The organism is Nocardia puris (assembly GCF_036051655.1).
In the GTDB taxonomy this organism is placed as follows: Bacteria; Actinomycetota; Actinomycetes; order Mycobacteriales; family Mycobacteriaceae; genus Nocardia; species Nocardia puris.
The window spans coordinates 1101804-1125700 of sequence record NZ_CP107943.1 but is presented as its reverse complement, the minus strand read 5'-3'; the positions used below and the strand labels follow the sequence as shown (position 1 = coordinate 1125700).

Sequence of the window (23897 nt, the reverse complement as noted above, 5' to 3'; positions counted from 1 at the left end):
GGGATGGACCCCCACGTGATCAGCGCCGTGGGGTCTCCGACTCCGAATAGGTGTCCTCGTCCGTCAGCAGCGCGCTGCCCGCGACCTGTCCCTGCGCGAGCGCGTCGAGGAAGGCGCGGGCCCAGCGGTCGACGTCGTGGGCCAAGACCTGGCGGCGCAGCGAGCGCATGCGGCGGCGTTTGGTGTCGCGGTCGTCGTCGAGGGCGGAGACGATCGCGTCCTTGACGCTGTCCAGGTCGTGCGGGTTGCACAGGTAGGCCTGGCGCAGTTCGGCCGCCGCGCCGGTGAATTCGCTCAACACCAGCGCGCCGTTGAGGCCGCTGTGGCAGGCGACGTACTCCTTGGCCACCAGGTTCATCCCGTCGCGCAGCGGCGTCACCAGCATGGCGTCGGCGGCGACGAAGAACGCGATCAGCTCGTCGCGCGGGATCGGCCGGTGCAGGTAGTGCACCACCGGGTACCCGACGCGCGCGAACTCGCCGTTGATGCGGCCCACCTGGCGTTCGATATCGCCGCGCATCTGGATGTAGCTCTCCACGCGCTCGCGGCTGGGCGTCGCCAACTGCACCATCACCGTCTCGTGCGGGTCGACGCGCCCCTCCTCGAGCAGCTCCTGCAACGCGTTGAGCCGGATGTCGATGCCCTTGGTGTAGTCCAGGCGGTCCACCCCCAGCAGGATGTTCTTGGGATTGCCCAGCTCGGCGCGGATCTTCGCGGCCCGCTCCTTCACCGACCGGCGGCGCGAATGCTCGTCCAGCTCCGCCGAGGCGATCGAGATCGGGAACGCGCCCACCCGCACCGTGCGGAAACCGACCTGCACCACACCCAGCTTGGACCGCACACCCACCGTGCCCCGCGAGGTGGGCTGTCCGGCCAGCCGCCGCGCCAGGTACAGGAAGTTCTGCGCGCCGCCCGGCAGGTGGAAACCGATCAGGTCCGCGCCGAGCAGACCCTCGATGATCTCGGTCCGCCACGGCATCTGCATGAACAGCTCGACCGGCGGGAACGGGATGTGCAGGAAGAACCCGATGGTGAGGTCCGGGCGCAGCATCCGCAGCATCTTCGGCACCAGCTGCAACTGGTAGTCCTGCACCCACACCGTCGCGCCCTCGGCGGCGACCTTCGCGGTGGCCTCGGCGAACCGGCGGTTGACGTTCACATACGCCGCCCACCAGGCCCGATCGTAGGTCGGGCGCACGATCACGTCGTGGTACAGCGGCCACAGCGTGCCGTTGGAGAAGCCCTCGTAGTAGTCGGCCACCTCCTGCGCCGTCAGAGGCACCGGATGCAGTTCGAGGCCGTCCTCGATGATCGGGTCGACGTCCACATCCGGGACGCCGGCCCACCCCACCCAGGCCCCTTTGTTATTGCGCAGCACCGGCTCCAGCGCGGTGACCAGGCCACCGGGACTGCGCTTCCAGCGGGACGTGCCGTCGGGCAGCCGTTCGAGGTCGACGGGCAGACGATTGGCGACGACGACGAATCCGGAACCCGAATCACCGGGTCGCAGATCGGACTCCGACCGGTCGGAATCCGCCGGTGCGGACAGGGTGGGCTCGGAATCGTCGGACGTCTTGTCGTTCATCTGGTCCACTCACGCATCCTTCGCGCTGATCCCCACGGAGTCGCAGGTCCCAATGGAGTTGTCGATCGGTTTCGACGGCGCCGTTGTCGTCGAGCGGGGTCGGCCGTTATTCGGTGCGGCTGCCCGGGCCGATGCCGAGCATCGACAGCAGCATCCGGCACTCGTCGGCATCCGCCGCGTAGGCCGCCACCACGCGCTGCGCCTGGCGGGCGGTCTCGTCGGCGAGTGGTTCCAGGTCGTCGTCCGCGATATCGTTCGCGCTGCCCTTCGCGGCCATCTTCTTGTCCTCCCGGCTGATTACGCTCGTACGTGCGAGTAGTCCATGGTAGGTGACTTCCCCGCGTACACGGCTGCTGGTGCCAGTATCCCGTGTTCGTCGCGATCGGGCGGGGCTGGGGATACCGTGGGGCAGCACCAACTGACGAAAGGGTCGACGATGCCGCTGGCGACGGTGAACGGAATTTCGCTCAACTACCAGGTCAAAGGTGACCGGGCGAAGGGCACCGACACCAAGGGTGGCGGGCCGCTGGTGGTGATGATCATGGGCACCGGCAGCCCCGGCCGCGTGTGGGAACTGCACCAGGTGCCCGCGCTGGTCGCCGCGGGCTACCGGGTCTGCACCTTCGACAACCGGGGCATCGCGCCGTCCTACGAATCCGCGGCGGGCATCACCATCGACGATCTGGTCGCCGACACCGCGGGCCTCATCGAACTGCTCGACGAGGGTCCCGCGCTGGTCGTGGGCACCTCGATGGGCGCGCGCGTCACCCAGGAACTGGCCCTGGCCAGGCCCGATCTGGTGCGCAAGGCCGTGTTCATGGCCGGGCACGGGCGCCTCGACCAGTTCCAGAAGACGCTCTCGCTGGGCGAACACGATCTCGACGCCGGCGGTGTGAAACTGCCGCCCAAGTACGAGGCCGCCATCACGGCGGTGATGAACCTGTCGCCGGCCACCATGGCCGACGTCAACGCCGCCCGCGACTGGCTCGACCTGTTCGAATTCACCGGCGGACCGGTCACCCCCGGTATCCGCGCGCAGCGGCGGATGGACCACGACTTCGACCGCGTGCAGGCCTATCGCGGCATCACCGTGCCCAGCCTTGCCATCGGCTTCGCCGACGACCGCATGATCCCGCCGTACCTCACCAGGGAGGTCGCCGAGGTCATCCCCGGCGCCCGCTACCAGGAGATTCCCGACGCGGGCCACTTCGGCTACCTGGAACGTCCCGAGGCCGTCAACAAGATCCTGCTCGATTTCTTCGCGGGGTGAACCGTCGTGTGCGAGAGTCCGTGAGGTAATCGCCCAGCCGTAACGTCTCCCTTGCTAGGGTCGACACAACGCCCAGGGAGTCTTCCGGGACGAGTGCGCCGTGTTCCACGGGCCCGCGCCGGAGCGACCCCAGGGGCGATCCCGTACAAAGCGCCAGTATCCAGTGAGGTGAAATTGAGCACCAATCCCTTCGATGACGAAGACGGCCGCTTCTTCGTTCTGGTCAACGACGAGGAACAGCACTCCCTGTGGCCCGCCTTCGCCGAGGTCCCGGCCGGGTGGCGGGTCGTGTTCGGTGAGGACAGCCGCGCTGCCTGCGTCGAGTACGTCGAGAAGAACTGGACCGATATGCGTCCCAAGAGCCTGCGCGACGCGATGGCCGCCGACGACGCGGCCCGGCAGGGCGCCCAGTCCTGACCCGCGGTATCCGATACTGCGCCGGGAACAGCTGAACCCCGCCGCGCGGCACCGAAACCCGGTGCCGTGCGGCGGGTATCCCCGGCTATGATGGGCACCGCTTCCCGCCTCCTTAGCTCAGTGGTAGAGCACCGCTCTTGTAAAGCGAAGGTCGTCAGTTCAATCCTGACAGGGGGCTCCAAACTTGATCGGCGGCCGGATTCTTCCGGTCGCCGATCGCTGTTTACGGGAGGACTCAGCCGGGTGGCCCGCTCGCGAACGTGGCGGGGCGGCTCAGTACTCGGGGCGTGACCCCGCTCAGCCGCGGCTGGCGTGTTCGCCGTTCTCCGCGCTCGGCGGGAGGGCGGGGTCGCCGACCGGGACGAAATTCAGGTCGACGCGGTAGCCGAGGGTGTGGGCGGTGCGGGCCAGGTCGCGCAGGGTGAGGTTGCGGCGGCCGTTGAGGCGGCGGGCGAGTTCGGTGGGGTGGGTGCTGAGCAGGGCGGCCAGGTCGTGGCGGGTGAGGCCGGCGGTGGTCATGGCGCCGGCGATGAGGTCGGTCGCGTCGAACAGCAGTTGGTCTTCGGCGTCCTTCGCCGCGGCCTCCGGCGTCCTGGTGAACCACGTGGTCGTCATGCCCTGCTTCCCCCTCGATGTCGTGTTCGCGATCAGGTGACGTTTGATACCACAACGGGATTCGCGCCGCGCCGGGTTCTGTGGAGGCCGCGAGATATCAGCGGCGAGTCGGCGTTGCGCCGCGGTGGGCACCCGCGCCGATCACGTTCGTGCGCCCGCTGGTCGCGGCGGTGGAGGCATACTGCCTGGCGTGCGCGGCGTCGTCTCGCATCAAGGCGCTCATGCCGTCGACAGGGGCGCGGCACGCTGGGCGGAGGGGAGCGGATGTGGAGTTGATTCCGGTGACGCCGCCGGGGGTCGTCGGACCCGTGGACGAAGTGCTGCGGGAACGGTGGGAACGATCGCGCCGATTTCTGCGCTACGCGTTCGTGGCGATCCCCGGCGCCGGGGTGGTGTTCGCGGCAGTGCTGACCATCGCGCGCGGCGTACCCGGTGGGTTGGAGGGAGTGCGGCCGCTGGTCATCGGCGGTGCCGCGCATGTCGCCATGGTGTTCGCGGCGGCTCCCGCGGTGGGCGGAGTCCTGCTGTTGCGCCCGCGGAGCCCGGCGGCGTGGTCGGCGTTGCAGCATCCGAAGGCGTGGGGGTGGTTCGCGGGCGGAATCGTGATGGTGCAGGGGATCGTGGCCGATCGAATCGCGAGTCTCGTCGGTGCCGCGTCCGGTGACGTGTGGTGGTCGGGCCTGTTCCTGGTGCTGCTCGCGGTGGTGGGAGCCGCGGGGTGGAGCGGGTGGCGCGCCGGTCACGAGTTTCTGGAGCCGATGCACGCCGCGCTCGGCGACACGGGCATCGCCGTCGACATCATGCGCGAATCCAGTTGGGACTACGGGGTGGCCGTGGTGCTGAATTCGACGGTGGTGACGGTGCACGCCGACGCCCTCACCGTCCTCCGCCGTGGCGGCCGATTCGGATTCCTCCCCGGCAGCAACGTGCGATTCGACCGCGTCGTCGCTGTGCGCAGCGGGTGGGCGCCACCTGGCTCCGCGGGAAACCTGTGGACCGAGCTGCCGGTCGGTGCCGCCGACCGCATCCCGCCGACCACTCCGGCGGTGGTGATCCGCACCGTGGATCGGGACATCGTCCTCACCATCGGTAACGCCGCCTTCGCCGCCGAACTCCTGCACCGCCGGCTCCTCCGCTACGCGGCCTTGCGCCGATACCCGGGACCGGGCTCGCGCCGACCGAGCCCGCCTTACGGCCCGACTTCGAAATAAAGGGAACCGATCGGTCGGCCGCCGCGTCCAACCTCTATGAACACACCCTGTACCCAACCCGGAGGAGGCCGCGGTGACCAGCAGCTTCACCGTCGAACTGGCGGATCTGCGCAAACACGCCGAGTCGTGCGGCGATTTCGGTGACCGCGTCGCGTACGCCGCCGAGGCCGCCCGGCACCTGATGCTGCTCGACGACGGCTACGGCATGTTCGCCACGCCGTTCGTCACGGCGGTGAAGATGGTGCAGGCCACGGCCGCCCTCGCACTCACCGGTATGGGCACCGCCCTCGAGGCCACCGCCGACAAGATCGTCACCTGCGCCGACACCTTCCAGGGGCTCGACACCGAGCGCGGTTCCGAACTGGACGGCTGCGAGATCGGCGACGGGCCGCGCTGAGCGGCCGGAGAACATCATGACGACGCCTTTTCTCACCGATCCGGCCCGGATCGACAACTCGCTGATCGAGACCGGCACCGACAGTCGCAACGCCTACCACCAGTCCGGCCCGCTCGGCCTGTTCGTCACCACGTCCGATTCTTCCGACACGCTCGGCATGACGCGCGGGCTCACCTTGTTCGAGGGCTTCGACGAGATCCAGGACGGAATGAACCGCGGCGACCCGGGCGTGTTCGAACTCGGTGTCGTGGCCGTCGGGCTCGAGATGGCCGCGATGTACTCGGATCCGGTCGCCTACGTGGCCGGTCAGATCGTGTCCTGGATGCTGGAGCACATCAAGCCCGTCCGGGAGGTGTTCGACAAGCTGGCGGGCAACCCCGACATGATCAAGGCCTACTCACAGTCGTGGACCAATATCGGCAACCACGTCGAGGAGGTCGCCTGCGATACGAAGGCAGCGGTCACCGGCGACACCGCGAAGTGGGAAGGGCTGGCCGCCAACGCCTATCGCGTCTACGCCGGTGTTCAGACGGCGCAGGTCGCCTCGCTCGCCGCGGCCTCGTACGGTCTGGCCGAGCTGACCCGTGCGATGGGGGAGATCATCGGCGGTGTGCGCACCGCAGTCCGCGACATCCTGGCCGGTATCGCGGGCAAGCTGGTGTCGTGGACGCTGAAACTCGCGTTCTCCGTCGGTACGGCCACGCCCCTGGTGATCTCGGAGGCCGTCGCCAAGATCGCCGAGACCATTTCGGACGTGTCGCTGCTGCTGAAGGCGCTCGCCAAGGACGTGAAGGAGTTCGGCACCACCGCCGTGGCGATCCGCGATCTGATCGACGGCCTGTACAAAGCGCTGGCGGGCAAGGACTCTCAGAACACGAAGGCGGTGCTGGGGCTCATCACCTGACGACGGGACGCCGAACCGATTGGGGCGGAGCCGGTTCCGGGCCGCGTAGGGGGCGGCCCGGGACTCGCGTCAGTCCGGGACGTTGGCGCCGTGGCCGAGGTCGCGCAGGGCCTGCTTGATCTTGGCCTGCGCCTCGTCGAGGGATTCGGCGGACGGGTTGGGGTCGGCGCCGGAGATGTCGAAGTCGCCGAGGGAGTAGGCGGGGAACACGTGCACGTGCAGGTGCGGGACCTCGAGCCCGGCGATGAGCAGGCCCGCGCGGGGCGCCTCGAACGCCGCGCGCACGGCCTGCCCGACCTTCTGGGCGACGACGTTCAACCGCGCGAAGGTGTCGGGATCGATGTCCTGCCACTGGTCGATCTCCGCGCGCGGCACCACGAGCGTGTGGCCCTGGGTGACAGGGGCGATGGTCAGGAAGGCGACGAATTCGTCGTCCTCCCAGACGAATCGGCCCGGAAGCTGACCGGCGATGATCGCACTGAAGACGGAAGCCATGTCCGCAGCGTAGTACCGCTACACCCCGACGAAGTGGGAGAGGATGCCCTGCACCTCGTAGATGTCGACCTGCCGGTTGAACTTCTTCTGCACCGGCGCGTCCATGCTGGACACCCAGATGATCAGCTCGGCGTCCATATCGAAGGTGCCCGCCGTCTCGACCGCGAAATGCGTGATGGAGCGGTACGGGATGCTGTGGTAGCTCACCTTCCGTCCGGACAACCCCTGCTTGTCGACCAGGATCAGGCGGCGGTTGGTGAACAGGATGGCGTCGCGCACCAGCAGGTACGCGGCGTAGATCTGTTCGCCGTTGCCGAGCAGCTTCGCGTACTCCTGCTGCGCCTGTCCCGGATCGATGCGTCCGGCGTTGCCCATCAGTCCGTCGATCAGACCCATGATCTCTACGTCCTTCGCGGCGTCGGTGGTGGGCGGGACGGCGTGCCCCGGCCTCCCCACCCATGATCCACGCGTCGCGGGCGCGAGGGGGGAAACGCCGTAACCGAATTCGCGAGTGGCCGCCGAACGGCGCGTGAACGGCGGGTGACCAAGAGGCCGATGCCCGGCGGGGCGGCGCGGCGGGTCACCTAAGCTGTCGTGCGTGCGCGTACTCGTCATCGGATCCGGAGCCCGTGAACATGCCCTCGTCCAGGCTCTGCGCCGCGACCCGGGGGTGAGCGCGATCTACGCCGCGCCGGGCAACGCGGGCATCGCCCAGCACGCACAGGTGCGCCCGGTGGACGCGTCCTCGGGGGAGGCGGTGGTGGCACTGGCCACCGAGCTGTCCGCCGATCTGGTCGTCATCGGTCCCGAGGTGCCGCTGGTGCTGGGCGTGGCCGACGCGGTGCGCGCGGCGGGCATCGCCTGCTTCGGCCCCTCGGCCGCGGCCGCGCGGATCGAAGGCTCCAAGGCGTTCGCCAAGGACGTGATGGCCGCGGCGGGCGTGCGCACCGCGCACAGCGAGATCGTGGACAACCCCGCCGACCTCGACGCCGCGCTGGACCGGTTCGGCCCCACCTGGGTGGTCAAGGACGACGGCTTGGCCGCGGGCAAGGGCGTGGTGGTCACCGCCGACCGGCTGGCGGCCCGCGATCACGGCGCCGAACTGCTCGAGCAGGGCCATCCGGTGCTGCTGGAGTCGTTCCTCGACGGCCCGGAGGTCTCCCTGTTCTGCCTGGTGGACGGCGAGACGGTGGTGCCGCTGCTGCCCGCGCAGGATCACAAGCGCGTCGGCGACGGCGACACCGGCCCGAACACCGGCGGAATGGGCGCGTACACGCCGCTGCCGTGGCTGGCTCCCGAGACCGTCACCGCGATCGTGGAGGACGTGGTCAAGCCGGTCGCCGCCGAACTGGTGCGCCGCGACTGCCCGTTCTCCGGCCTGCTCTACGCCGGTTTGGCGATCGGTGCGGCGGGCCCGGCCGTGGTCGAATTCAATTGCCGCTTCGGCGATCCCGAGACCCAGGCGGTGCTGGCGCTGCTGGAGAGCCCGCTCGGCGAACTGCTCAACGCCACCGCCACCGGCACGCTCGCGCAGGTGGCGCCGCCGCGCTGGCGCGACGGCGCGGCCGTCACGGTCGTGGTGGCCGCCGAGAACTACCCGGGCCGCCCGCGCGTGGGCGATGTGATCACGGGGGCGGGCGAGTCGGCCGACGAATCCGCCGCCGTGCTGCACGCGGGCACCGCGACCCGCGAGGACGGCGCCCTGGTGTCGGCGGGCGGGCGCGTGCTCAGCGTGGTCGGGGTGGGCGAGGACCTGTCCGAGGCGCGCGACCGGGCCTACGAGCGCATCGCCTCGATCAAGCTCCCCGGCAGCCACTTCCGCACCGACATCGGCCTGGCCGCCGTCGAGGACCGGATCACCGTCCCGGGCTAGCCGCACCAGCGGCTTCCGCCACCAGCCATGACGGTGGTCACGGCTATTTCCCGACCGGCCGGCGGTCGTCGCGTCCAGTGCACGCCGGCCGGGTGTGCCCGGCCACCGTGCTTGTCCCTCAGAAACTCAACCCGCGCTGCGCCAGCCAGGCGCGCGGGTCGACGTACTGTCCGCCGACGATCACCTCGAAGTGCAGGTGCGGGCCGGTGGAGTCGCCGCGGTTGCCCATGCGGGCGATCTGCATACCGGCCGGGACGCGTTCGCCGACCGAGACGAAGAAGTCGTACATGTGCCCGTAGACGGTGATGGCGCCGTCGTCGTGGCGGATGCGCACCCACAGGCCGAAGCCCTGCGCGGGCCCCGCGTCGATGACGGTGCCGCCGGCCACGGCGTAGATCGGGGTGCCGATCGGGCCCGCGACGTCGATGCCGTTGTGGAAGGTGCCCCAGCGGGTGCCGAATCCGGAGGTGAAGACGCCGCGGGTGGGCAGTACGAACCCGCTGCCGCCGGGCAGGATCGAGCCGGGGGGCAGCGGCGCGGTGCCGCCCATCCAAGGCTGCCATTCGCCCGCGGCCGCGGCGGCCGCCTCGGCTTTCGCCCGCTCCAGCGTGGCGCGGGCCGCGGCGGCGACCACCGCGGCCTCGCGCAGCCGTTCACCGTTGGCGATGGCGTCGAGGTAGCGGCGCACCGACGGGGGAGTGGACTGCATCTGCTGCGGCTGGGCGAAGAAGACGCGCTGCGCCTCGTTCGGCCCGGGTGTGTGAGTCGACAGACCCCAGTCGAACGGCGAATCCGCGCCCGCCAGCACGAGCACGGCGATCAACCCGCCGATGAGCACGCGATGTTTGCGCAGCAAGGCCCGGTAGTCGCGGCGCTTCTGTTCCTCCCACAGCTCCCGCAGATCGGGGCGCGGACGGTTGCGCAGGTCGTCGACCATCCGACGGGCGCGACGCCACAGATCTCGGGCGGTGTGATCTTTCCGGAAAGCGGCGCGCCGATCGGGCGGTATGACCCCGATGCCACCCGCTCCACGTACCCGATCAAGCCCAGCGCGGCGAGCCTCGTCAAGCATTACGCACGACCTTAGCCGTGCCGAGTGACCCGGCGCACGGACGAGGGGTGGATGTGGTGCGCAAGTCGCTATTGCCGGGGTGGGGGCGCGGCGCAGGGTCTACCGTCTGTCGGGTGTCTCGAGAATCCCGCCGGTCGACCATTCCGCCGTTCTATGTGATGGACGTGTGGAAGGCCGCCGCCGAACGCGCCAGAACCCACGGTGACGTGCTCGTCCTCGCGGCGGGCCAGCCCTCCACCCCCGCGCCCGCGCCGGTGCTGCGCGCCACCAAACTGGCGATCGACGCCGAATTGCTCGGCTACACGGAGACTTTCGGCATCCTCCCGCTGCGCGAGGCCATCGCCGCGCATCACACCGACACCTACGGCTACGCCGTCGACCCCGACGACGTCGTAGTGACGACCGGCTCGTCGGGCGCGTTCACGCTGATCTTCCTCGCGGCCTTCGACGTGGGCGACACGGTGGTGGTCGCCCGCCCCGGCTACCCCGCCTACCGCAACACCCTGGCCGCGCTCGGCTGCCGGGTGGTCGAACTCGACTGCGGACCCGATACGCGGTTCCAGCCGACGGTCGCCATGCTGGAGGCGCTGCCGGAGCCGCCCGCCGGCCTGGTGGTGGCCAGCCCGGCCAACCCGACGGGCACCATGATCGCCCCCGACGAGCTCGCGGCGCTGGCCCGCTGGTGCGACACGCACGGCACGCTGCTGATCTCGGATGAGATCTATCACGGCATCACCTACGAGACGGCGGGCTCGGATCAACACACATCGTCCGCCTGGGAAACATCGCGCGAATCCGTGGTTATCGGCTCGGTGTCCAAGTACTTCTCCATGACGGGGTGGCGGCTCGGCTGGATGCTCGCGCCCACCGGCCTGCGCCCGGCGCTACAGCGCTTGGCGTCGAATATGACGGTCTGCCCGCCCGCGATCTCGCAATACGCGGCGCTGCACGCCTTCGGCCCGGACGCGAAGTCCGAGCTGGACGGACACGTTCGCCGTTATGCCGTGAACCGCCAACTGCTTTTGGAAGGGCTGCCGAAGATCGGCATCACCGACTTGGCCCCCGCCGACGGAGCCTTCTACGCATACGCCGATATCGGCCACCTCACCGACGACTCCCGCAAGTGGTGTGCCGAGGTCCTCGACCACACCGGTGTGGCGCTCTCGCCCGGCATCGATTTCGACACTGTCAATGGGCATCGCACCGTTCGCTTCTCGTTTGCCGGAGCCACCGCGGACATCGCCGAGGCGCTGGCCCGTCTGGGTCGCCATACCGGTGCCTGAAGCGCTTGCCCGGCAACAAGTTTCCGCAGTCCGGCACCAGGAAGCCGCAGATGGGGTAAAACAACGGTGGCTGGGTTTCCACTCTCGATTTCGCACGGATGAACTGATGACGACTGGCACGATGGCACGGTGATAACCGCGACGACCCCGAAAGGCGAACGGCGTCGCCAGGCTCTGGTAGCGGCCGCCGCCGAGTTGTTACTCGAAGGCGGATTCGATGCGGTGCGGCATCGTTCGGTCGCGACGCGCGCGGACCTACCGCTCGCCTCGACCACCTACTACTTCGAATCCCTGGAAGACCTGATCGCCCGCGCGGTCGAATTCAGCGGCAACGCGGAACTGGAGGCCATGCGCCGCCGGGTCGGCGAGGTGAGCCACCGCCGCCGCGGCGCCGAGGCCACCGTGGACCTGGTGCTCGACCTGCTGGTCGGACCGGACGGCCCCGACGAGAACACGCACGGTCACCTCATCGCCCGCTACGAGCGGTCGGTCGCCTCCGCCCGCCACCCCGAACTACGCGAGGTCCAGCTGCGGTTGCGCGCGCAGCTGGACGAGCTGCTCGCCGACGCGCTGCGCCGCTCCGACCGGTCGGTGCGGCCCGAGCAACTGCGCCGACTGGTCGCGGTCGTGGACGGCGCGGTGGTCGCCGCGCTCACCGAGAGCAACCCCGAACCGCGCCGGATGGCGCGCGGCGCGCTGCTCGAGGTGATCGACATCGTCGCACCGCCGCTACGCGGGGAACACGCCGACGGACACCCGCGCGGCCCGCTGAACTCGACGTCCGGGCAAACCGACAGGTTCCGGCCACTAGACTGACCAGACGTGAGTCTCGTCCCGAATGTCCTCGCCACCCGTTACGCCAGTCCGCAGCTGGTGCGCCTGTGGTCGCCGGAGCACAAGATCGTGCTGGAGCGGCGGCTCTGGCTGGAGGTGCTGCGCGCGCAGTCGGAACTCGGGATCGAGGTGCCCGAGGGTGTGCTCGCCGATTACGAGCGAGTCATCGACCACGTCGACCTGGCCTCCATCGCCGAACGCGAACGGGTCACGCGCCACGACGTGAAGGCGCGCATCGAGGAGTTCAACGCCCTCGCCGGGCACGAGCACGTGCACAAGGGCATGACCAGCCGCGATCTCACCGAGAACGTGGAGCAGTTGCAGATCCGGCTCTCGCTCGAGCACGTGCACGCCCACGGCGTGGCGATCGCGGCGCGGCTGGCCGAGCGCGCCGCCGAATACCAGACCCTGGTGATGGCGGGCCGGTCGCACAACGTGGCCGCCCAGGCCACCACCCTCGGCAAGCGGTTCGCCTCCGCCGCCGACGAGCTGCTGATCGCGCTGACCCGGTTGCGGGAGCTGATCGACCGCTACCCGCTGCGCGGGATCAAGGGTCCGATGGGCACCGCCCAGGACATGCTCGACCTGCTCGGCGGCGACGCGGCCAAGCTCGCGACGCTCGAGCAGCAGGTGGCGCGCCACCTCGGATTCGCGACCGTGCTCACCAGCGTGGGCCAGGTGTATCCGCGCTCGCTGGACCACGATGTGCTGTCGGCGCTGGTGCAGGTGGGCGCCGGGCCGTCGTCGTTCGCGCACACCATCCGGCTGATGGCGGGGCACGAGCTGGTCACCGAGGGCTTCCAGCCCGGTCAGGTGGGCAGTTCGGCGATGCCGCACAAGATGAACACCCGCTCCTGCGAGCGCGTCAACGGGTTGCAGGTGGTGTTGCGCGGGTACGCGTCGATGGCCGCCGAACTGGCCGGCGCGCAGTGGAACGAGGGTGACGTGTTCTGCTCGGTGGTGCGCCGTGTCGCGCTGCCCGACGCGTTCTTCGCCGTCGACGGGATGATGGAGACCTTCCTGACGGTGCTCGCCGAATTCGGCGCCTACCCGGCCGTGATCTCCCGCGAACTGGACCGCTACCTGCCGTTCCTGGCCACCACCCGGATCCTGATCGCCGCCGTGCGCGCGGGCGTGGGCCGCGAGACCGCGCACGAGGTCATCAAGGAGCACGCCGTGGCCGTCGCCCTCGCCATGCGCGAACAGGGCCGCGAACCCGACCTGCTCGACCGCCTCGCCGCCGACGACCGCCTCCCCCTCGACCGCGCCGCCCTCGACCAAGCCCTCGCCGACAAGTCCGCCTTCGTCGGCGCCGCCCCCGACCAAACCGCCGAGGTCGTGGGGCAGGTCCAGAAGCTCGTGGACGCGTACCCGGAAGCCGCCCGCTACACCCCTTCGCCGATCCTCTAGCGCGCCATAGGGTTTCGGCGCTGCCCGCGCGCCGGTGCGATAGCGGAAGGGTATCGTCGCGCGGGTGCCCATCCACGCCTTCGTCGACGAGTCGATCCGCAAGGACCGCTACATCCTGTGCGCCGCACTGATTCCCGAGAATCGCCTCGGCCATGCTCGTTCGGTCGTCAAGGACTACCTGCTACCGGGCCAACGGCGATGGCATTTCAATCACGAACCTGAGCAGCGACGCCGCCGGATAATCGAGGCGATGGCGCGATGCTCCACCGTAGGTGTGGCCGTCTACGAGGGCCGAGGCCCTGAAATCTCGACGCGGCGGGCGTGTCTCGAAGCGCTCGTGCTGGACCTCGTCGCCACCGATGCATCGCGGTTGGTCATCGAATCGCGGGCGGGGCAGGACCACCGGGACCGGCACTGTATCGCGGAGGTTCTCGCCAGGAAGCCGACGAACCTCTCGTACACGCATCTGCCGCCGCACAGTGACCCGGCACTGTGGTGGCCCGATGCGGTGGCTCGTTCGGCGCAGGGGGCAGATGGAAACAGGTCGTCGCTCCACTGATTCGCATCTGCGTTGACGTCGACAAACCACGTCGATGAAACGCGAAACCCGACCGCCCACCGTCCGGTGAAGAGTCGGGTTCACTTCTTCCAGCTAGTGCCGGAAGCTGATGTCAGCTTATCACTCGGGATTGTCGCGTTCGAGCCATTTCGAGTGGCGGCAACTTCGCAGTGCGTTCGGACTGGAGGTTGAGAGAGCGGTGCGTGATGTCGTGTGGGAAGCCAACGCCTTCGGCGTATTGCTCGGCAGTAGGTACCAATTCCACAGGAGTGCAGTCGGGCCGGTTCTGGGCGCGTGTGTCCGGGTGCCCGTTGGAGTCCGCCGGGACGGCGGGGTTCGTTAGGGTGCGGTGTGGATCCCTACACGATTTTCGCGGAGATCATTGCGGGGCGGGCGCCGGCGTCGAAGGTGTATGAGGACGATGACGTGGTCGCGTTCATGGATATTCGGCCGGTGACGCCGGGGCATCTGTTGGTGGTGCCGCGGGTGCCGGCGCGCAACCTCGCGGAGTTGGACCTGGAGGTGGGCGGGAAGCTGTTTCAGGTGGGGCAGCGGTTGGCGGCGGCGCTGCGGGAGAGCGAGGTGGCCTGCGACGGGGTGAACTTCTTCCTGGCGGACGGGGTGACGGCCGGGCAGGAGGTGTTCCATGTGCACCTGCACGTCATCCCGCGCACACCGGGTGACGGATTCGGGTTGCGGGCGCGTCCCACCAGCCCGCACCGCGCCGATCTGGACTATCTGGCGGGGTCGATCCGGGGCGCTCTGGATAGAGTGGACCGGTCCGGGGGCCTGTGACACATGGTGCGGACGGGAAAGCTGTTCTGTACCGTGCAGTTTGCTGTGGAAACGCCCGATGGCGATTCGCCACCGGGACGCCCCCGGCTCGAGATACGTTGAATGCCATTGTCATGCGGTGATGGAGGTTGGTAGTGCGGCGTTACAGAGTTGCTGTTGCAGTGCTGGCCCTGGCGATCGCCATGCTGGGACCTTCGATGATCGACCCCGCTCCCGCGTCGGCCGCCCAGGTCGTTCGCATCGATCGGCTCAGCCCGACGCGCTCGGCCGTCTGGGTCGATTCGCCCGCGATGCGCAGCACCATCCAGGTGCAGGTGCTGCACCCGGCGGGCGGCGGCGCGCGCCCCGCGTACTACCTGCTCGACGGCCTCGACCCGGGTGTCGGCCAGAGCACCTGGACCAACGCGACCGACGCGGAGGCCTTCTTCCGCGGTAAGAACGTCAACGTGGTGCTGCCGATCGGCGGCCAGGCCGGCTACTACACCGACTGGCTCCACGACGACCCGAAGTTCGGGCGCTACAAGTGGGAGACGTTCCTGACCCGCGAACTGCCGCCCATCATCAACGGCGAGTTCAACGGCAACGGGGTGAACGGCATCGGCGGCCTCTCCATGGGCGGCAACGCGGCCTTCATCCTCGCGGCGCGCCACCCGCACCTGTACCGGGCGGTCGCCGGCTACAGCGCCTGCCCCGACACCAGCCTGGCCACCGGCGCGGTGATGTTCTCCATCGCCAACCGCGGCGGCAACCCGCTCAACATGTGGGGCCCGCCCGGCAGCCCCGAATGGGCCGCCCACGATCCGGCGCTCATGCTGGATCGCCTGCGCGGCAAGGCGATCTACCTCGCCACCGGCACCGGCATCCCCGGACCGTACGAGGCGCAGATCAAACCGCAGCTGGCGGAGAACATCTTCCTCGGCGGCCCGGTGGAGGTCGGCGTCAACATCTGCGTGGTCGGCTTCGAGCAGAAACTGCGCGCCGCCGCCATCCCCGCCCGCCTGGACTACAGCCCGGTCGGCACCCACTCCTGGTCCTACTGGCAGGACCACCTGCACCGCTCCTGGCCCACCATCGGCCCGGCCCTCGGGGCGTAGACCCGGTTCGCTGTCCGCCGCTCGAGGCCTGAACCCGGGCGGCGGACTCGACTACGACCGGAACATCCGTCGGGACGTCACCACCGCCCCGAGGACAATCACCACACCCGCCCCGAGCAGGATCGGCCCCGCCGGCGCCCCGAGGATGGTCATGTCCTCGGTGCGGTGGATGCGGCGGCGGTAGTCGGTGTCTTCGGCGGCCGGGGCGAAGGTGAAGTCGGTGGTGATCTCGGCGGGTTCGCGGATGGCGATCCACATCTCTGTCAGGTAGTCGTGCCCGTCGGCGAGCAGTTCGCGCAGCGCGGGATCGTCGGTGTCGGTGATGCGCCCGGCGAAGTCGACGCCGACGCGCTGGGACGCGGCGTCGGCGTCGGTGCGTTCGAGGCGGTGTTCGCCGAGCAGGTAGAGCCGCACCGACTGCGGCTCGCGCGCCGCCGCCGACATGCGCATCGGGTAGACGAAACGGTCGGAGTCGAAGGTGAGGCGCACCGGGTCCAGCGCGCCGTCCAGCGGCGCGTCGGCGACCAGGCGCATGGCGACGAACGACCAGCCCTCGCGCAGGTAGGGCTCCAGCGTGGCGGTCACCTCGGGCCGCAGCTCGTAGCCGTTCTCGTCGAGCCACGCGCGCACGCCGTCGAGCGCGCCGCCGGTGAGCGTGGTCGCCTCCAGCGGACCGAGCGTGACCTGTTCGAGCACGGTCGGCGCGCTGCCCGGCGCACCTCCCGAGGCATCCCCGCGCTGGTCGGCGAACCAGCGCCGGTCGGTGACGATCTCCGGTTCGGTCAGGCGCTCGAGCTCGCGGAACGTGTCCGACGACCCCGCCTCCACCCGCGCCGGCGTGGGAGTGGGCACCAGCAGCGCCGCCTCCTCGGCCCCGCCGCCCAGCGCCAGCTGCATGAGGATGGTCTCGCGCACCCCGTCCCAGCGCACCACCGCGACTTCGTTGCGCACGGTCGCGGTGTCGCCGGGACTCACGATGCCGCCGCAGGCGCACGCGGAAACCGGTGCGAGCGCACCGATTCCGGCCGACGCGCACAACACCGCCGCCACCGTCGCGAACCGGGCGACCAGGATCGAGCGCATGCGCGCGAGCGTACTGCGCCCGGAGCGGCTCGGCACCTCGATCGAAGGACACTCGGGGGCACGGCCGGCGCGCCGGCGCGGTTCGACTGGCGCGAGTGGCTCGGCGGACGTCGTCTCGAACGAGGTCGCCGAGCCCGCCTGCCTGACGTGCCCTCCCGCAAGACTGTGGCACGGCTGTCGGACGGCCCGCCGCGACACCCGCGTGCCGATCGCGCGCCGGAGCGCTGGGCTACTCGGTCGCCTCGCGCAGGATGGCACCCGCGCCCGCTGATCGCGCAGGGCGAAACGCACGCGCCGCTGCGCCACCGGCGCGAACAGTAGGGTGGAGCGCATGTCTGTCGAGAGTGTGGTGGCGGCGCCGATCGCCAAGACGGTGCCGACCGAGCGGGTGCATCACGGCGACGTCTTCGTCGACGAGTACGAGTGGCTGCGGGACAAGGACGATCCCGAGGTCGTCGCCTACCTGGAGGCGGAGAACGCCTACACCGAGGCGCGCACCGCCCACCTGGCCGGGCTGCGCGAGAAGATCTTCACCGAGATCAAGTCGCGTACCCAGGAGACCGATCTCTCGGTGCCCACCCGCATGGGGGAGTACTGGTACTACTCGCGCTCCTTCGAGGGCAAGCAGTACGGCGTGCACTGCCGCTGCCCGATCGACGCCGCCGCGGCGGGCATCGACGCGTGGACGCCGCCCGTCCTCGAGGCCGACAGCGAGATTCCCGGCGAGCAGGTGCTGCTGGACAGCAACGAGCTGGCCGAGGGGCACGAGTTCTTCGCGCTCGGCGCGTTCTCGGTGAGCCACGACGGCTCTCTGCTCGCGTACTCGGTCGACACCGTCGGCGACGAGCGCTACACCCTGCGCTTCAAGGATCTGCGCACCGGGGAACTGCTCGCCGACGAGATCGCGCGCACCGCGCCCGGCGCCACCTGGTCGCTGGACGGGACGCACGTCTTCTACCAGACCGTGGACGAGTCGTGGCGGCCCGACACCGTGTGGCGGCACCGTCTCGGCACCCCCACCGACGGCGACGTCAAGGTCTTCCACGAGCCCGACGAGCGCTACTGGGTGAGCATCGGCGGCACGCGTTCCGAGAAGTACCTGATGATCTGGGTCGGTTCCAAGATCACCACCGAGGGATGGGTGCTGGAGTCCGGCAATCCCGAGGGCGAGTTCCGGGTGCTGCTGCCGCGCCGCGAGGGCGTGGAGTACACGGCCGAGCACGCGGTGATCGGCGGCGAGGACCGGTTCCTCATCCTGCACAACGACGTGGTGGACGGGGTGAAGGCGGAGAACTTCGTCCTCGCCGAGGCGCCCGTGGGTGACCCGTCGAACTTGACCACGCTGATCGCCCACCGCGACGATGTGCGGCTCGAGGACGTCGACGCCTTCGCCGACCACCTGGTGGTGAGCTACCGGCGCGAGGCGCTCACCAGGGTGGCGGTCTGGCCGCTCACCGAGAGCGGCTACGGCGATCTGCGCGAACTGGAATTCGATCTGGAGCTGTTCGCCGTGGGCGCGGGCGCGAATCCGGAATGGGAGCAGCCGACGCTGCGGATCGGGCTCACCTCGTTCATCACGCCGATGCAGGTGTTCGACTACGTGCCCGCCACCGGCGCCCTGCTGCTGCGCAAGGAGCAGCCGGTGCTGGGGGGTTACGACGCGAAAGATTATGTGCAGCACCGTGATTGGGCCGTGGCCGAGGACGGCACCCGGGTCCCGATCTCGCTGGTGTGGCGCGCCGACGCGGTGACCGAGGGCCCGAAGCCGTTGCTGCTCTACGGGTACGGGTCCTACGAGGCCAGCATGGACCCCACGTTCTCGGTGGCGCGCCTGTCGCTGCTGGACCGGGGCATGGTGTTCGCGGTAGCGCACGTGCGCGGCGGCGGCGAGATGGGCCGGATCTGGTACGAGCACGGCAAGACGCTCACCAAGAAGAACACCTTCACCGACTTCGTCTCCTGCGCACGGCATCTCATCGACACCGGCGTCACCTCGCCGGACCTGATGGTCGCCGACGGCGGCAGCGCGGGCGGCCTGCTCATGGGCGCCGTCGCGAACCTCGCGCCGGAACTGTTCCGGGGCATCCTGGCCAACGTCCCGTTCGTCGACCCGCTCACCTCCATCCTCGACCCCTCGCTGCCGCTCACCGTCATCGAATGGGACGAGTGGGGTAATCCCTTGGCGGACAAGGAAGTCTACGAGTACATGAAGTCCTACTCGCCGTACGAGAACGTCGAGGCCAAGGACTACCCGGCGATCCTGGCCGTCACCAGCATCAACGACACCCGCGTCCTCTACGTGGAACCCGCCAAATGGGTCGCCAAACTCCGCGCCACCAAGACCGGCGACGCCCCGCTGCTGCTGAAGACCGAAATGAGTGCGGGCCACGGCGGCGTCAGCGGCCGCTACGCCAAGTGGAAGGAAGTGGCCTTCGAACACGCTTGGGTGCTGGACACGGTCGGCCTCGCCGAGAAGTGAACCGGTGGTGATGGCCGGGGGCTATCACCCGTGACGGGCTGTTCGTCGGCTGGTCATGTGGGTTGCACGGGGTGGTCATATCGGGCGGGCATCGTGGAGGCATGAACGCTGAGCTGATCGTGTCCGTGTCGGGGATCCGGGACACCACGCGCGATGCCGCGATCGAGTTCGCCGCGGAGATGGATCGCCGGGACGTGCGGTTGTCGCTGCTGGTGGCGCCCCGGTTGAAGGGGAAGTACCGGCTGGTGGACGATCCCGCGACGCAGTCGTGGCTGCGCGGCAGGCGGGCGCGCGGCGACGCGATCGTGCTGCACGGATACGACCAGGCCGCCACCAAACGCCGTCGCGCCGAGTTCGCCACGCTGCCCCGGCACGAGGCGCGGCTGCGGCTCACCGCCGCCGACCGGGTGATGGAGCGGGTGGAACTGCGCACCCGCCTGTTCGCCGCGCCGCGCTGGGACGCGTCGGCGGGCGCCGTCGCGGCGCTGCCCGAGGTGGGCTTCCGCCTGGCCCTCGGCCTCACCACCATCCACGATCTGGAGCGCAACACCGCGCAGCGGGCTCGCGTCTACGGCATCGGCGAGGGGTTCCGCGCCGAACCGTGGTGGTGCCGTGCGCTCGTGCTGGGCGCGGCCCGCACGGCGCGGCGGGGCGGTGTGCTGCGGCTGGCGATCTCGGCGGCGCAGCTCCAACGCTCCGGCCCCCGCCAGGCCGTGCTCGACGCCGTCGACCTGGCGCTCTACCACGGCGCGCACAGTGAGGTCTACCGCTGGGAACCACTCGACCTCGTGCGCGCCGCCTGAGACCAGCCCGCACCGGCGCTGCCGCCCCGAACACGGCGAAAACCGGGGCGGCAGCGCCACTCTCACCGATCCGGCACTCCGCGCGCGATGCGGGCACCGCCGCACCGATGCCGCTCCGGTCGGCTCGAAGCCGAGCGGATGAGCAGGTCGATGCGCTCGCGCTCCTCGGCGCGCGCACGGACGGCGGAGCGGCTGGCCTCGAGTTCTTCGAGAGTGGGCCTGGCGTCGGCGAAGGTCGTGGCGGCGTCGAGCAGGATGACGCGGCCCTCAGTCCTGCGGCTGATCCGGCACCACAGGTGTCGCGTCGTGGGTGAATCCGCCCGCCTCCGCGCGGGTCAGCGACACCGACAGCGGGTGGCGGCCGAGCTGGTCGACGCTGCGGCGGATGTCGGCGAGCAGCAGGTCGACCATGTCGTGGGTGAACCCGTGCCGGATGACGGCGCGCATCACCGTCTCGCCCTCGCGGTCGGCGGGCAGCGGGTAGGCGGCGATGAGCCAGCCGCGGGTGCGCAGCCGGTCGGACAGGTCGTAGAGGTTGTAGCCGGGTGACCCGACGAGCCGCCACGAGACCGCCGCGATGCCGCGCGCCGGGTCGCCGTCGTGCACCAGCTCGAACGGACCGAAGGTGCTGAGCCCATCGGCCAGCCGCCGCGCCACCCGGTAGATCGCCTCCTGCACACGCGTGTAGCCGGTGCGCCCGAGCCGGATGAAGTCGTAGTACTGGGTGATGACCTGTCCGCCCGGCCGGGAGAAGTTCAGGTTGAACGTGGCCATGCTGCCGCCGAGGTAGTCCACGTTGAAGATCAATTCCTGTGGCAGATCGTCGTTTTCGCGCCACACCGCCCATCCCGCGCCCAGCGGCGCGAGCCCGGTCTTGTGCCCGGACGCGTTGATCGACTTCACGCGCGGCAGCCGGAAGTCCCACACCAGGTCGGGCGCGGTGAACGGCGCGAGGAATCCGCCGCTGGCCGCGTCGACGTGCAGCGGGATGTCGGGCCCGCCCCCGGCGTGCAGGTCGTCGAGGGCGCGGGCGATCCCGGCGACGTCCTCGAACAGCCCGGTGAACGTCTGTCCCAAGGTGGCGACCACCATGATGGTGTTCTCGTCGCAGTGCGCGGCGACGTCGTCGGGGTGCATGGTCAACCGGTCGCCGCGCAGCGGGATCTGGCGAATCTCCACGTCGAAGTACCTGGCGAACTTCTCCCAGCAGACCTGAACCGGCCCGCAGACGAAGTTCGGTATCCCGGACCCGCCGCGCTTGCGCCAGCGGAACTTCGCCGCCAATCCGCCCAGCATCGCCGCCTCGCTCGACCCCGTGGTCGATGTGCCCAGCGTGGTCCCCGGATCGGGCGCGTGCCACAGGTGCGCGAGCATCCGCACGCAGCGCCGCTCCAACTCGGCCGTCTGCGGGTACTCGTCCTTGTCGACGATGTTCTTGTCCATCGATTCGTTCATCAACCGGCGCGCCTCGTCGTCCACCCAGGTGGTGCAGAACGTCGCGAGGTTCATCCGCGAGACCCCGTCGAGCAGCAGTTCGTCGTGCACCATCTGGTAGGCGACCCGCGAGAAGGTCTCCTTCTCGGGGAACCGGTCGCGCGGCGCGGGCGCGTCGAGTTCGGGCAGGGCGAACAGGTCGTCGAAATCCGGTGCGTCGGGCATCTGACCTCTCCCAGCGAGCTGCTCGGTGTTTGCCACGTGACGGTTGCCGATTCATTCTGCAACGAATCCGCTGTTGAAGTGAGTAATTCGCCGGGACGCCGAGGATGCTGAGCGGCTACTATCGCGCCAAGACGCGGTGTGGTTCGTGAGTTCGGAGCATGGGTTTTTCCTGAGCTGGATGGAGCGGAAGGCGGCGGGCATGACCGGCACGGCGACGAAGGCGGCGGTCACCACCAAGTACATCTCCTGGGTGACGCTCGCGCTCATGACCACCAGTTCGGTGGCCAGCCTGCGCGCCTCGCCCACCATGGCGGTGTTCGGCCTGGCCTGCGTGTTCCTGTATCTCGTTCCGGCGCTGCTGTTTCTGCTGCCGACCTCGCTGGTCGCGGCGGAGCTGGCCTCGGGCTGGCAGGGCGGTGTGTACAAGTGGGTCGGCGAGGGATTGTCGAAACCCCTTGGTTTCCTGGCGATCTGGTGTCAGTTCGCCATGACGATTTTCTACTACCCGAGCCTGCTCGCTTATGTCGCAAGCACTTTCGCCTACATCATCCACCCGTCGCTGGCCGCGAGCGGCGTGTACGTGGCGATCGTGATCATCACCGTCTATTGGGCCGGAGTGTACATTTCCGCGCACGGCACCAAGACCGTCGCGGGCCTGTCCAGCATGGGCCTGATCATCGGCACACTGGTGCCCGGATCGGTGTTGGTACTGCTCGGTGTGGTCTTCCTGGCCCAGGGCAACCCATCGGCCGCGCCGATGGACGCCGCGCACCTGCTGCCCGCGTGGACCGGCCTGGCCAGCCTGGTGCTGATCGTCAACAACTTCCTCAGCTACGCGGGCATGGAGATGAACGCGGTGCACGTCTCGTCGCTGAAGGACCCGGCCAAGGAGTACCCCAAGGCGATGTTCCTCGCGGTCGGGCTGGTGCTGGTGATCTTCATCGTGCCCGCGCTGGCCATCAGCTGGGTGGTGCCCGCGGCGAGCCTGAGCCTCACCGCGGGGGTGATGCAGGCGTTCGACGGCTTCTTCGCCCACTTCGGCATCGGTTTCCTGACGCCGGTGGTGGGCATCATGCTGGTGGCCGCGGCGCTCGGCGGCATGCTGACCTGGCTGGCGGGCCCGTCCAAGGGCCTGCTGCTGATCGGGCGTTCCGAGGGGTACCTGCCGCCGGTGCTCACCCGGCTCAACAAGCATGGCGTGCAGCAGAACATGCTGGTCGCCCAGGGCGTGTTCACCACCTTGATCGCCCTGCTCTACGCGTTCATCCCCGACGTGTCGAGCGCGTACTGGATCCTGTCGGTCATCACCACCCAGGTCTACTTGATCATGTACGTGCTGATGTTCGCGGCGGCCGTGCGCTTGCGGCGGCTGCGACGGGATCATCCGCGCGGCTATCGCGCGCCGGCGCTGTTCGCGCTGTGTGGCCTCGGCACCGTTGCGGCGTCGGCGGCCTTCGTGATCGGGTTCGTGCCGCCCTCGCAGTTCGGCGGCGGGTCCCCGATCGTGTACGTGCTGATCGTGGGTGGCGGACTGGGTGTGGTCGGGCTGCTCATCCCGTACCTGTTCTACCGATTCCGCAGGGAGAGCTGGAAATCCGAGACGCAGGAAGGGGTGGCCGCATGACGCTCGGCGATGCCCCCGACCGGGCCCGCCGACTGATCTACCTGGTGGTCGGCGCGCTGTTGCTGGTGCTCGCGGTGGTGGGCGTCGTGCTCTTCGACGACCATCACGACGACGAGATCGCCACGGCGAAAGCCGAACGGCTGCACCAATTGCTGATCGATGCGGGCCTGCCCGCCCCCGCACCCGGCGTGATCGCCGCCGCCCTCGGCGACGACGGCGGACTGGTCTGCGCGGACCCGGACAACCCGCTGGTCAAGGCCCGCTATCAAGCCGCGATCGTGAACGGGGCGTCCGGTCCGGCCAGTCGGCCGGTGATCGGCGATCGCGATACCGTGATGGCTGTCGAACTGGCCATCGCGACCTACTGTCCCGACCGGCTCGGCACCTATCTGGACCAGGTGCGCACCTTCGAACTCGAGCACACCACGAAATGAG

At 69.4% G+C, this 23897-nt stretch carries 25 protein-coding genes and 1 tRNA gene; 17 read left to right on the top strand and 9 right to left on the bottom strand.

Annotated elements, in window-relative coordinates; genetic code table 11:
- Positions 1 to 19 precede the first annotated feature (19 nt).
- Both OHB21_RS04760 and OHB21_RS04755 read right to left on the bottom strand, forming a co-directional pair.
- Positions 20 to 1585 carry an alpha,alpha-trehalose-phosphate synthase (UDP-forming) gene (locus tag OHB21_RS04760; protein WP_084537402.1) on the bottom strand — a complete coding sequence of 522 codons (1566 nt, stop codon included), beginning with the start codon at positions 1583 to 1585 and terminating at the stop codon, positions 20 to 22.
- 106 nt (positions 1586 to 1691) lie between these two features.
- A complete protein-coding gene (locus OHB21_RS04755) occupies positions 1692 to 1862 on the bottom strand; it encodes a hypothetical protein (RefSeq protein WP_170160797.1) in 171 nt (56 codons plus the stop codon).
- 159 nt (positions 1863 to 2021) lie between these two features.
- Between OHB21_RS04755 and OHB21_RS04750 the strand changes: the two genes are divergently transcribed.
- The 3 genes from OHB21_RS04750 to OHB21_RS04740 all read left to right on the top strand — a co-directional run bounded on the left by OHB21_RS04750 (position 2022) and on the right by OHB21_RS04740 (position 3453).
- The gene (locus OHB21_RS04750; protein ID WP_067505233.1) at positions 2022 to 2855 is read left to right on the top strand and encodes an alpha/beta fold hydrolase; all 834 of its coding nucleotides are present in this window, start codon (positions 2022 to 2024) and stop codon (positions 2853 to 2855) included.
- A gap of 174 nt (positions 2856 to 3029) precedes the next feature.
- Positions 3030 to 3272, top strand: a complete 243-nt coding sequence (locus OHB21_RS04745) for an MbtH family protein (protein ID WP_011207082.1) — start codon at positions 3030 to 3032, stop codon at positions 3270 to 3272.
- Positions 3273 to 3378: 106 nt separating this feature from the next.
- Positions 3379 to 3453 (top strand) — tRNA-Thr (locus tag OHB21_RS04740).
- Positions 3454 to 3569: 116 nt separating this feature from the next.
- Here OHB21_RS04740 and OHB21_RS04735 read toward each other — a convergent pair.
- A complete protein-coding gene (locus OHB21_RS04735) occupies positions 3570 to 3887 on the bottom strand; it encodes a helix-turn-helix domain-containing protein (protein WP_195125298.1) in 318 nt (105 codons plus the stop codon).
- 97 nt (positions 3888 to 3984) lie between these two features.
- Positions 3985 to 4110: a hypothetical protein gene (locus tag OHB21_RS04730; protein WP_267465142.1), complete on the bottom strand. Its 126-nt coding sequence runs from the start codon at positions 4108 to 4110 to the stop codon at positions 3985 to 3987.
- Positions 4111 to 4153: 43 nt separating this feature from the next.
- Between OHB21_RS04730 and OHB21_RS04725 the strand changes: the two genes are divergently transcribed.
- From OHB21_RS04725 to OHB21_RS04715, 3 genes are all read left to right on the top strand, one after another.
- On the top strand, positions 4154 to 5098 hold the full coding sequence (locus OHB21_RS04725; protein ID WP_067505227.1) for a hypothetical protein: 945 nt from the start codon (positions 4154 to 4156) through the stop codon (positions 5096 to 5098).
- A gap of 73 nt (positions 5099 to 5171) precedes the next feature.
- On the top strand, positions 5172 to 5495 hold the full coding sequence (locus OHB21_RS04720; RefSeq protein ID WP_195125299.1) for a type VII secretion target: 324 nt from the start codon (positions 5172 to 5174) through the stop codon (positions 5493 to 5495).
- A 16-nt stretch (positions 5496 to 5511) separates the two neighbouring features.
- Positions 5512 to 6399 carry a hypothetical protein gene (locus tag OHB21_RS04715; protein ID WP_195125300.1) on the top strand — a complete coding sequence of 296 codons (888 nt, stop codon included), beginning with the start codon at positions 5512 to 5514 and terminating at the stop codon, positions 6397 to 6399.
- A gap of 69 nt (positions 6400 to 6468) precedes the next feature.
- Here OHB21_RS04715 and OHB21_RS04710 read toward each other — a convergent pair whose 3' ends face one another.
- Positions 6469 to 6894 (bottom strand): HIT family protein, encoded by a 426-nt coding sequence (locus OHB21_RS04710; RefSeq protein ID WP_067505218.1) that lies wholly within the window; start codon positions 6892 to 6894, stop codon positions 6469 to 6471.
- Between the two features lie 18 nt (positions 6895 to 6912).
- Positions 6913 to 7290 (bottom strand): PH domain-containing protein, encoded by a 378-nt coding sequence (locus OHB21_RS04705; protein ID WP_067505215.1) that lies wholly within the window; start codon positions 7288 to 7290, stop codon positions 6913 to 6915.
- A gap of 202 nt (positions 7291 to 7492) precedes the next feature.
- Here OHB21_RS04705 and purD point away from each other — a divergent pair, with 202 nt between their 5' ends.
- Positions 7493 to 8767 carry a phosphoribosylamine--glycine ligase gene (gene purD / locus OHB21_RS04700; RefSeq protein ID WP_195125301.1) on the top strand — a complete coding sequence of 425 codons (1275 nt, stop codon included), beginning with the start codon at positions 7493 to 7495 and terminating at the stop codon, positions 8765 to 8767.
- A gap of 118 nt (positions 8768 to 8885) precedes the next feature.
- Here the strand turns inward: purD and OHB21_RS04695 are convergent, their stop codons facing one another.
- Positions 8886 to 9839: a M23 family metallopeptidase gene (locus tag OHB21_RS04695; RefSeq protein WP_195125302.1), complete on the bottom strand. Its 954-nt coding sequence runs from the start codon at positions 9837 to 9839 to the stop codon at positions 8886 to 8888.
- Between the two features lie 158 nt (positions 9840 to 9997).
- Between OHB21_RS04695 and OHB21_RS04690 the strand changes: the two genes are divergently transcribed.
- The 6 genes from OHB21_RS04690 (at position 9998) to OHB21_RS04665 (ending at position 15814) form a co-directional block, all read left to right on the top strand.
- A complete protein-coding gene (locus OHB21_RS04690) occupies positions 9998 to 11122 on the top strand; it encodes a pyridoxal phosphate-dependent aminotransferase (protein WP_067505206.1) in 1125 nt (374 codons plus the stop codon).
- Between the two features lie 129 nt (positions 11123 to 11251).
- The gene (locus OHB21_RS04685; RefSeq protein WP_067505203.1) at positions 11252 to 11938 is read left to right on the top strand and encodes a TetR/AcrR family transcriptional regulator; all 687 of its coding nucleotides are present in this window, start codon (positions 11252 to 11254) and stop codon (positions 11936 to 11938) included.
- Between the two features lie 6 nt (positions 11939 to 11944).
- Positions 11945 to 13366, top strand: coding sequence for an adenylosuccinate lyase (purB, locus tag OHB21_RS04680; RefSeq protein WP_195125303.1), 1422 nt, complete (start codon positions 11945 to 11947; stop codon positions 13364 to 13366).
- Between the two features lie 64 nt (positions 13367 to 13430).
- Positions 13431 to 13925, top strand: coding sequence for a hypothetical protein (locus OHB21_RS04675; protein WP_195125304.1), 495 nt, complete (start codon positions 13431 to 13433; stop codon positions 13923 to 13925).
- Between the two features lie 351 nt (positions 13926 to 14276).
- A complete protein-coding gene (locus OHB21_RS04670; protein WP_067505194.1) occupies positions 14277 to 14720 on the top strand; it encodes an HIT family protein in 444 nt (147 codons plus the stop codon).
- A gap of 134 nt (positions 14721 to 14854) precedes the next feature.
- Entirely contained in the window at positions 14855 to 15814 is a 960-nt protein-coding gene (locus OHB21_RS04665; protein WP_067505191.1) for an alpha/beta hydrolase, read from the top strand.
- Between the two features lie 51 nt (positions 15815 to 15865).
- Here OHB21_RS04665 and OHB21_RS04660 read toward each other — a convergent pair whose 3' ends face one another.
- Positions 15866 to 16897 (bottom strand): DUF2330 domain-containing protein, encoded by a 1032-nt coding sequence (locus OHB21_RS04660; protein ID WP_084537404.1) that lies wholly within the window; start codon positions 16895 to 16897, stop codon positions 15866 to 15868.
- Positions 16898 to 17228: 331 nt separating this feature from the next.
- Here OHB21_RS04660 and OHB21_RS04655 point away from each other — a divergent pair, with 331 nt between their 5' ends.
- The gene (locus OHB21_RS04655; protein WP_195125305.1) at positions 17229 to 19376 is read left to right on the top strand and encodes a S9 family peptidase; all 2148 of its coding nucleotides are present in this window, start codon (positions 17229 to 17231) and stop codon (positions 19374 to 19376) included.
- A 101-nt stretch (positions 19377 to 19477) separates the two neighbouring features.
- Complete coding sequence (locus tag OHB21_RS04650; RefSeq protein WP_067505188.1) at positions 19478 to 20179, top strand: DUF2334 domain-containing protein; 702 nt, start codon at positions 19478 to 19480, stop codon at positions 20177 to 20179.
- A 267-nt stretch (positions 20180 to 20446) separates the two neighbouring features.
- On the opposite strand, the gene OHB21_RS04645 is transcribed toward OHB21_RS04650, so the two are convergent.
- A complete protein-coding gene (locus OHB21_RS04645; protein WP_195125306.1) occupies positions 20447 to 21838 on the bottom strand; it encodes a glutamate decarboxylase in 1392 nt (463 codons plus the stop codon).
- Positions 21839 to 22037: 199 nt separating this feature from the next.
- On the opposite strand from OHB21_RS04645, the gene OHB21_RS04640 reads away from it, so the two are divergent.
- Positions 22038 to 23462, top strand: coding sequence for an APC family permease (locus tag OHB21_RS04640; RefSeq protein ID WP_195125396.1), 1425 nt, complete (start codon positions 22038 to 22040; stop codon positions 23460 to 23462).
- Positions 23459 to 23896 carry a hypothetical protein gene (locus OHB21_RS04635; protein WP_067504891.1) on the top strand — a complete coding sequence of 146 codons (438 nt, stop codon included), beginning with the start codon at positions 23459 to 23461 and terminating at the stop codon, positions 23894 to 23896. Before OHB21_RS04640 ends, OHB21_RS04635 begins: the two co-directional genes overlap by 4 nt.
- The last annotated feature ends 1 nt before the right edge of the window (position 23897 follow it).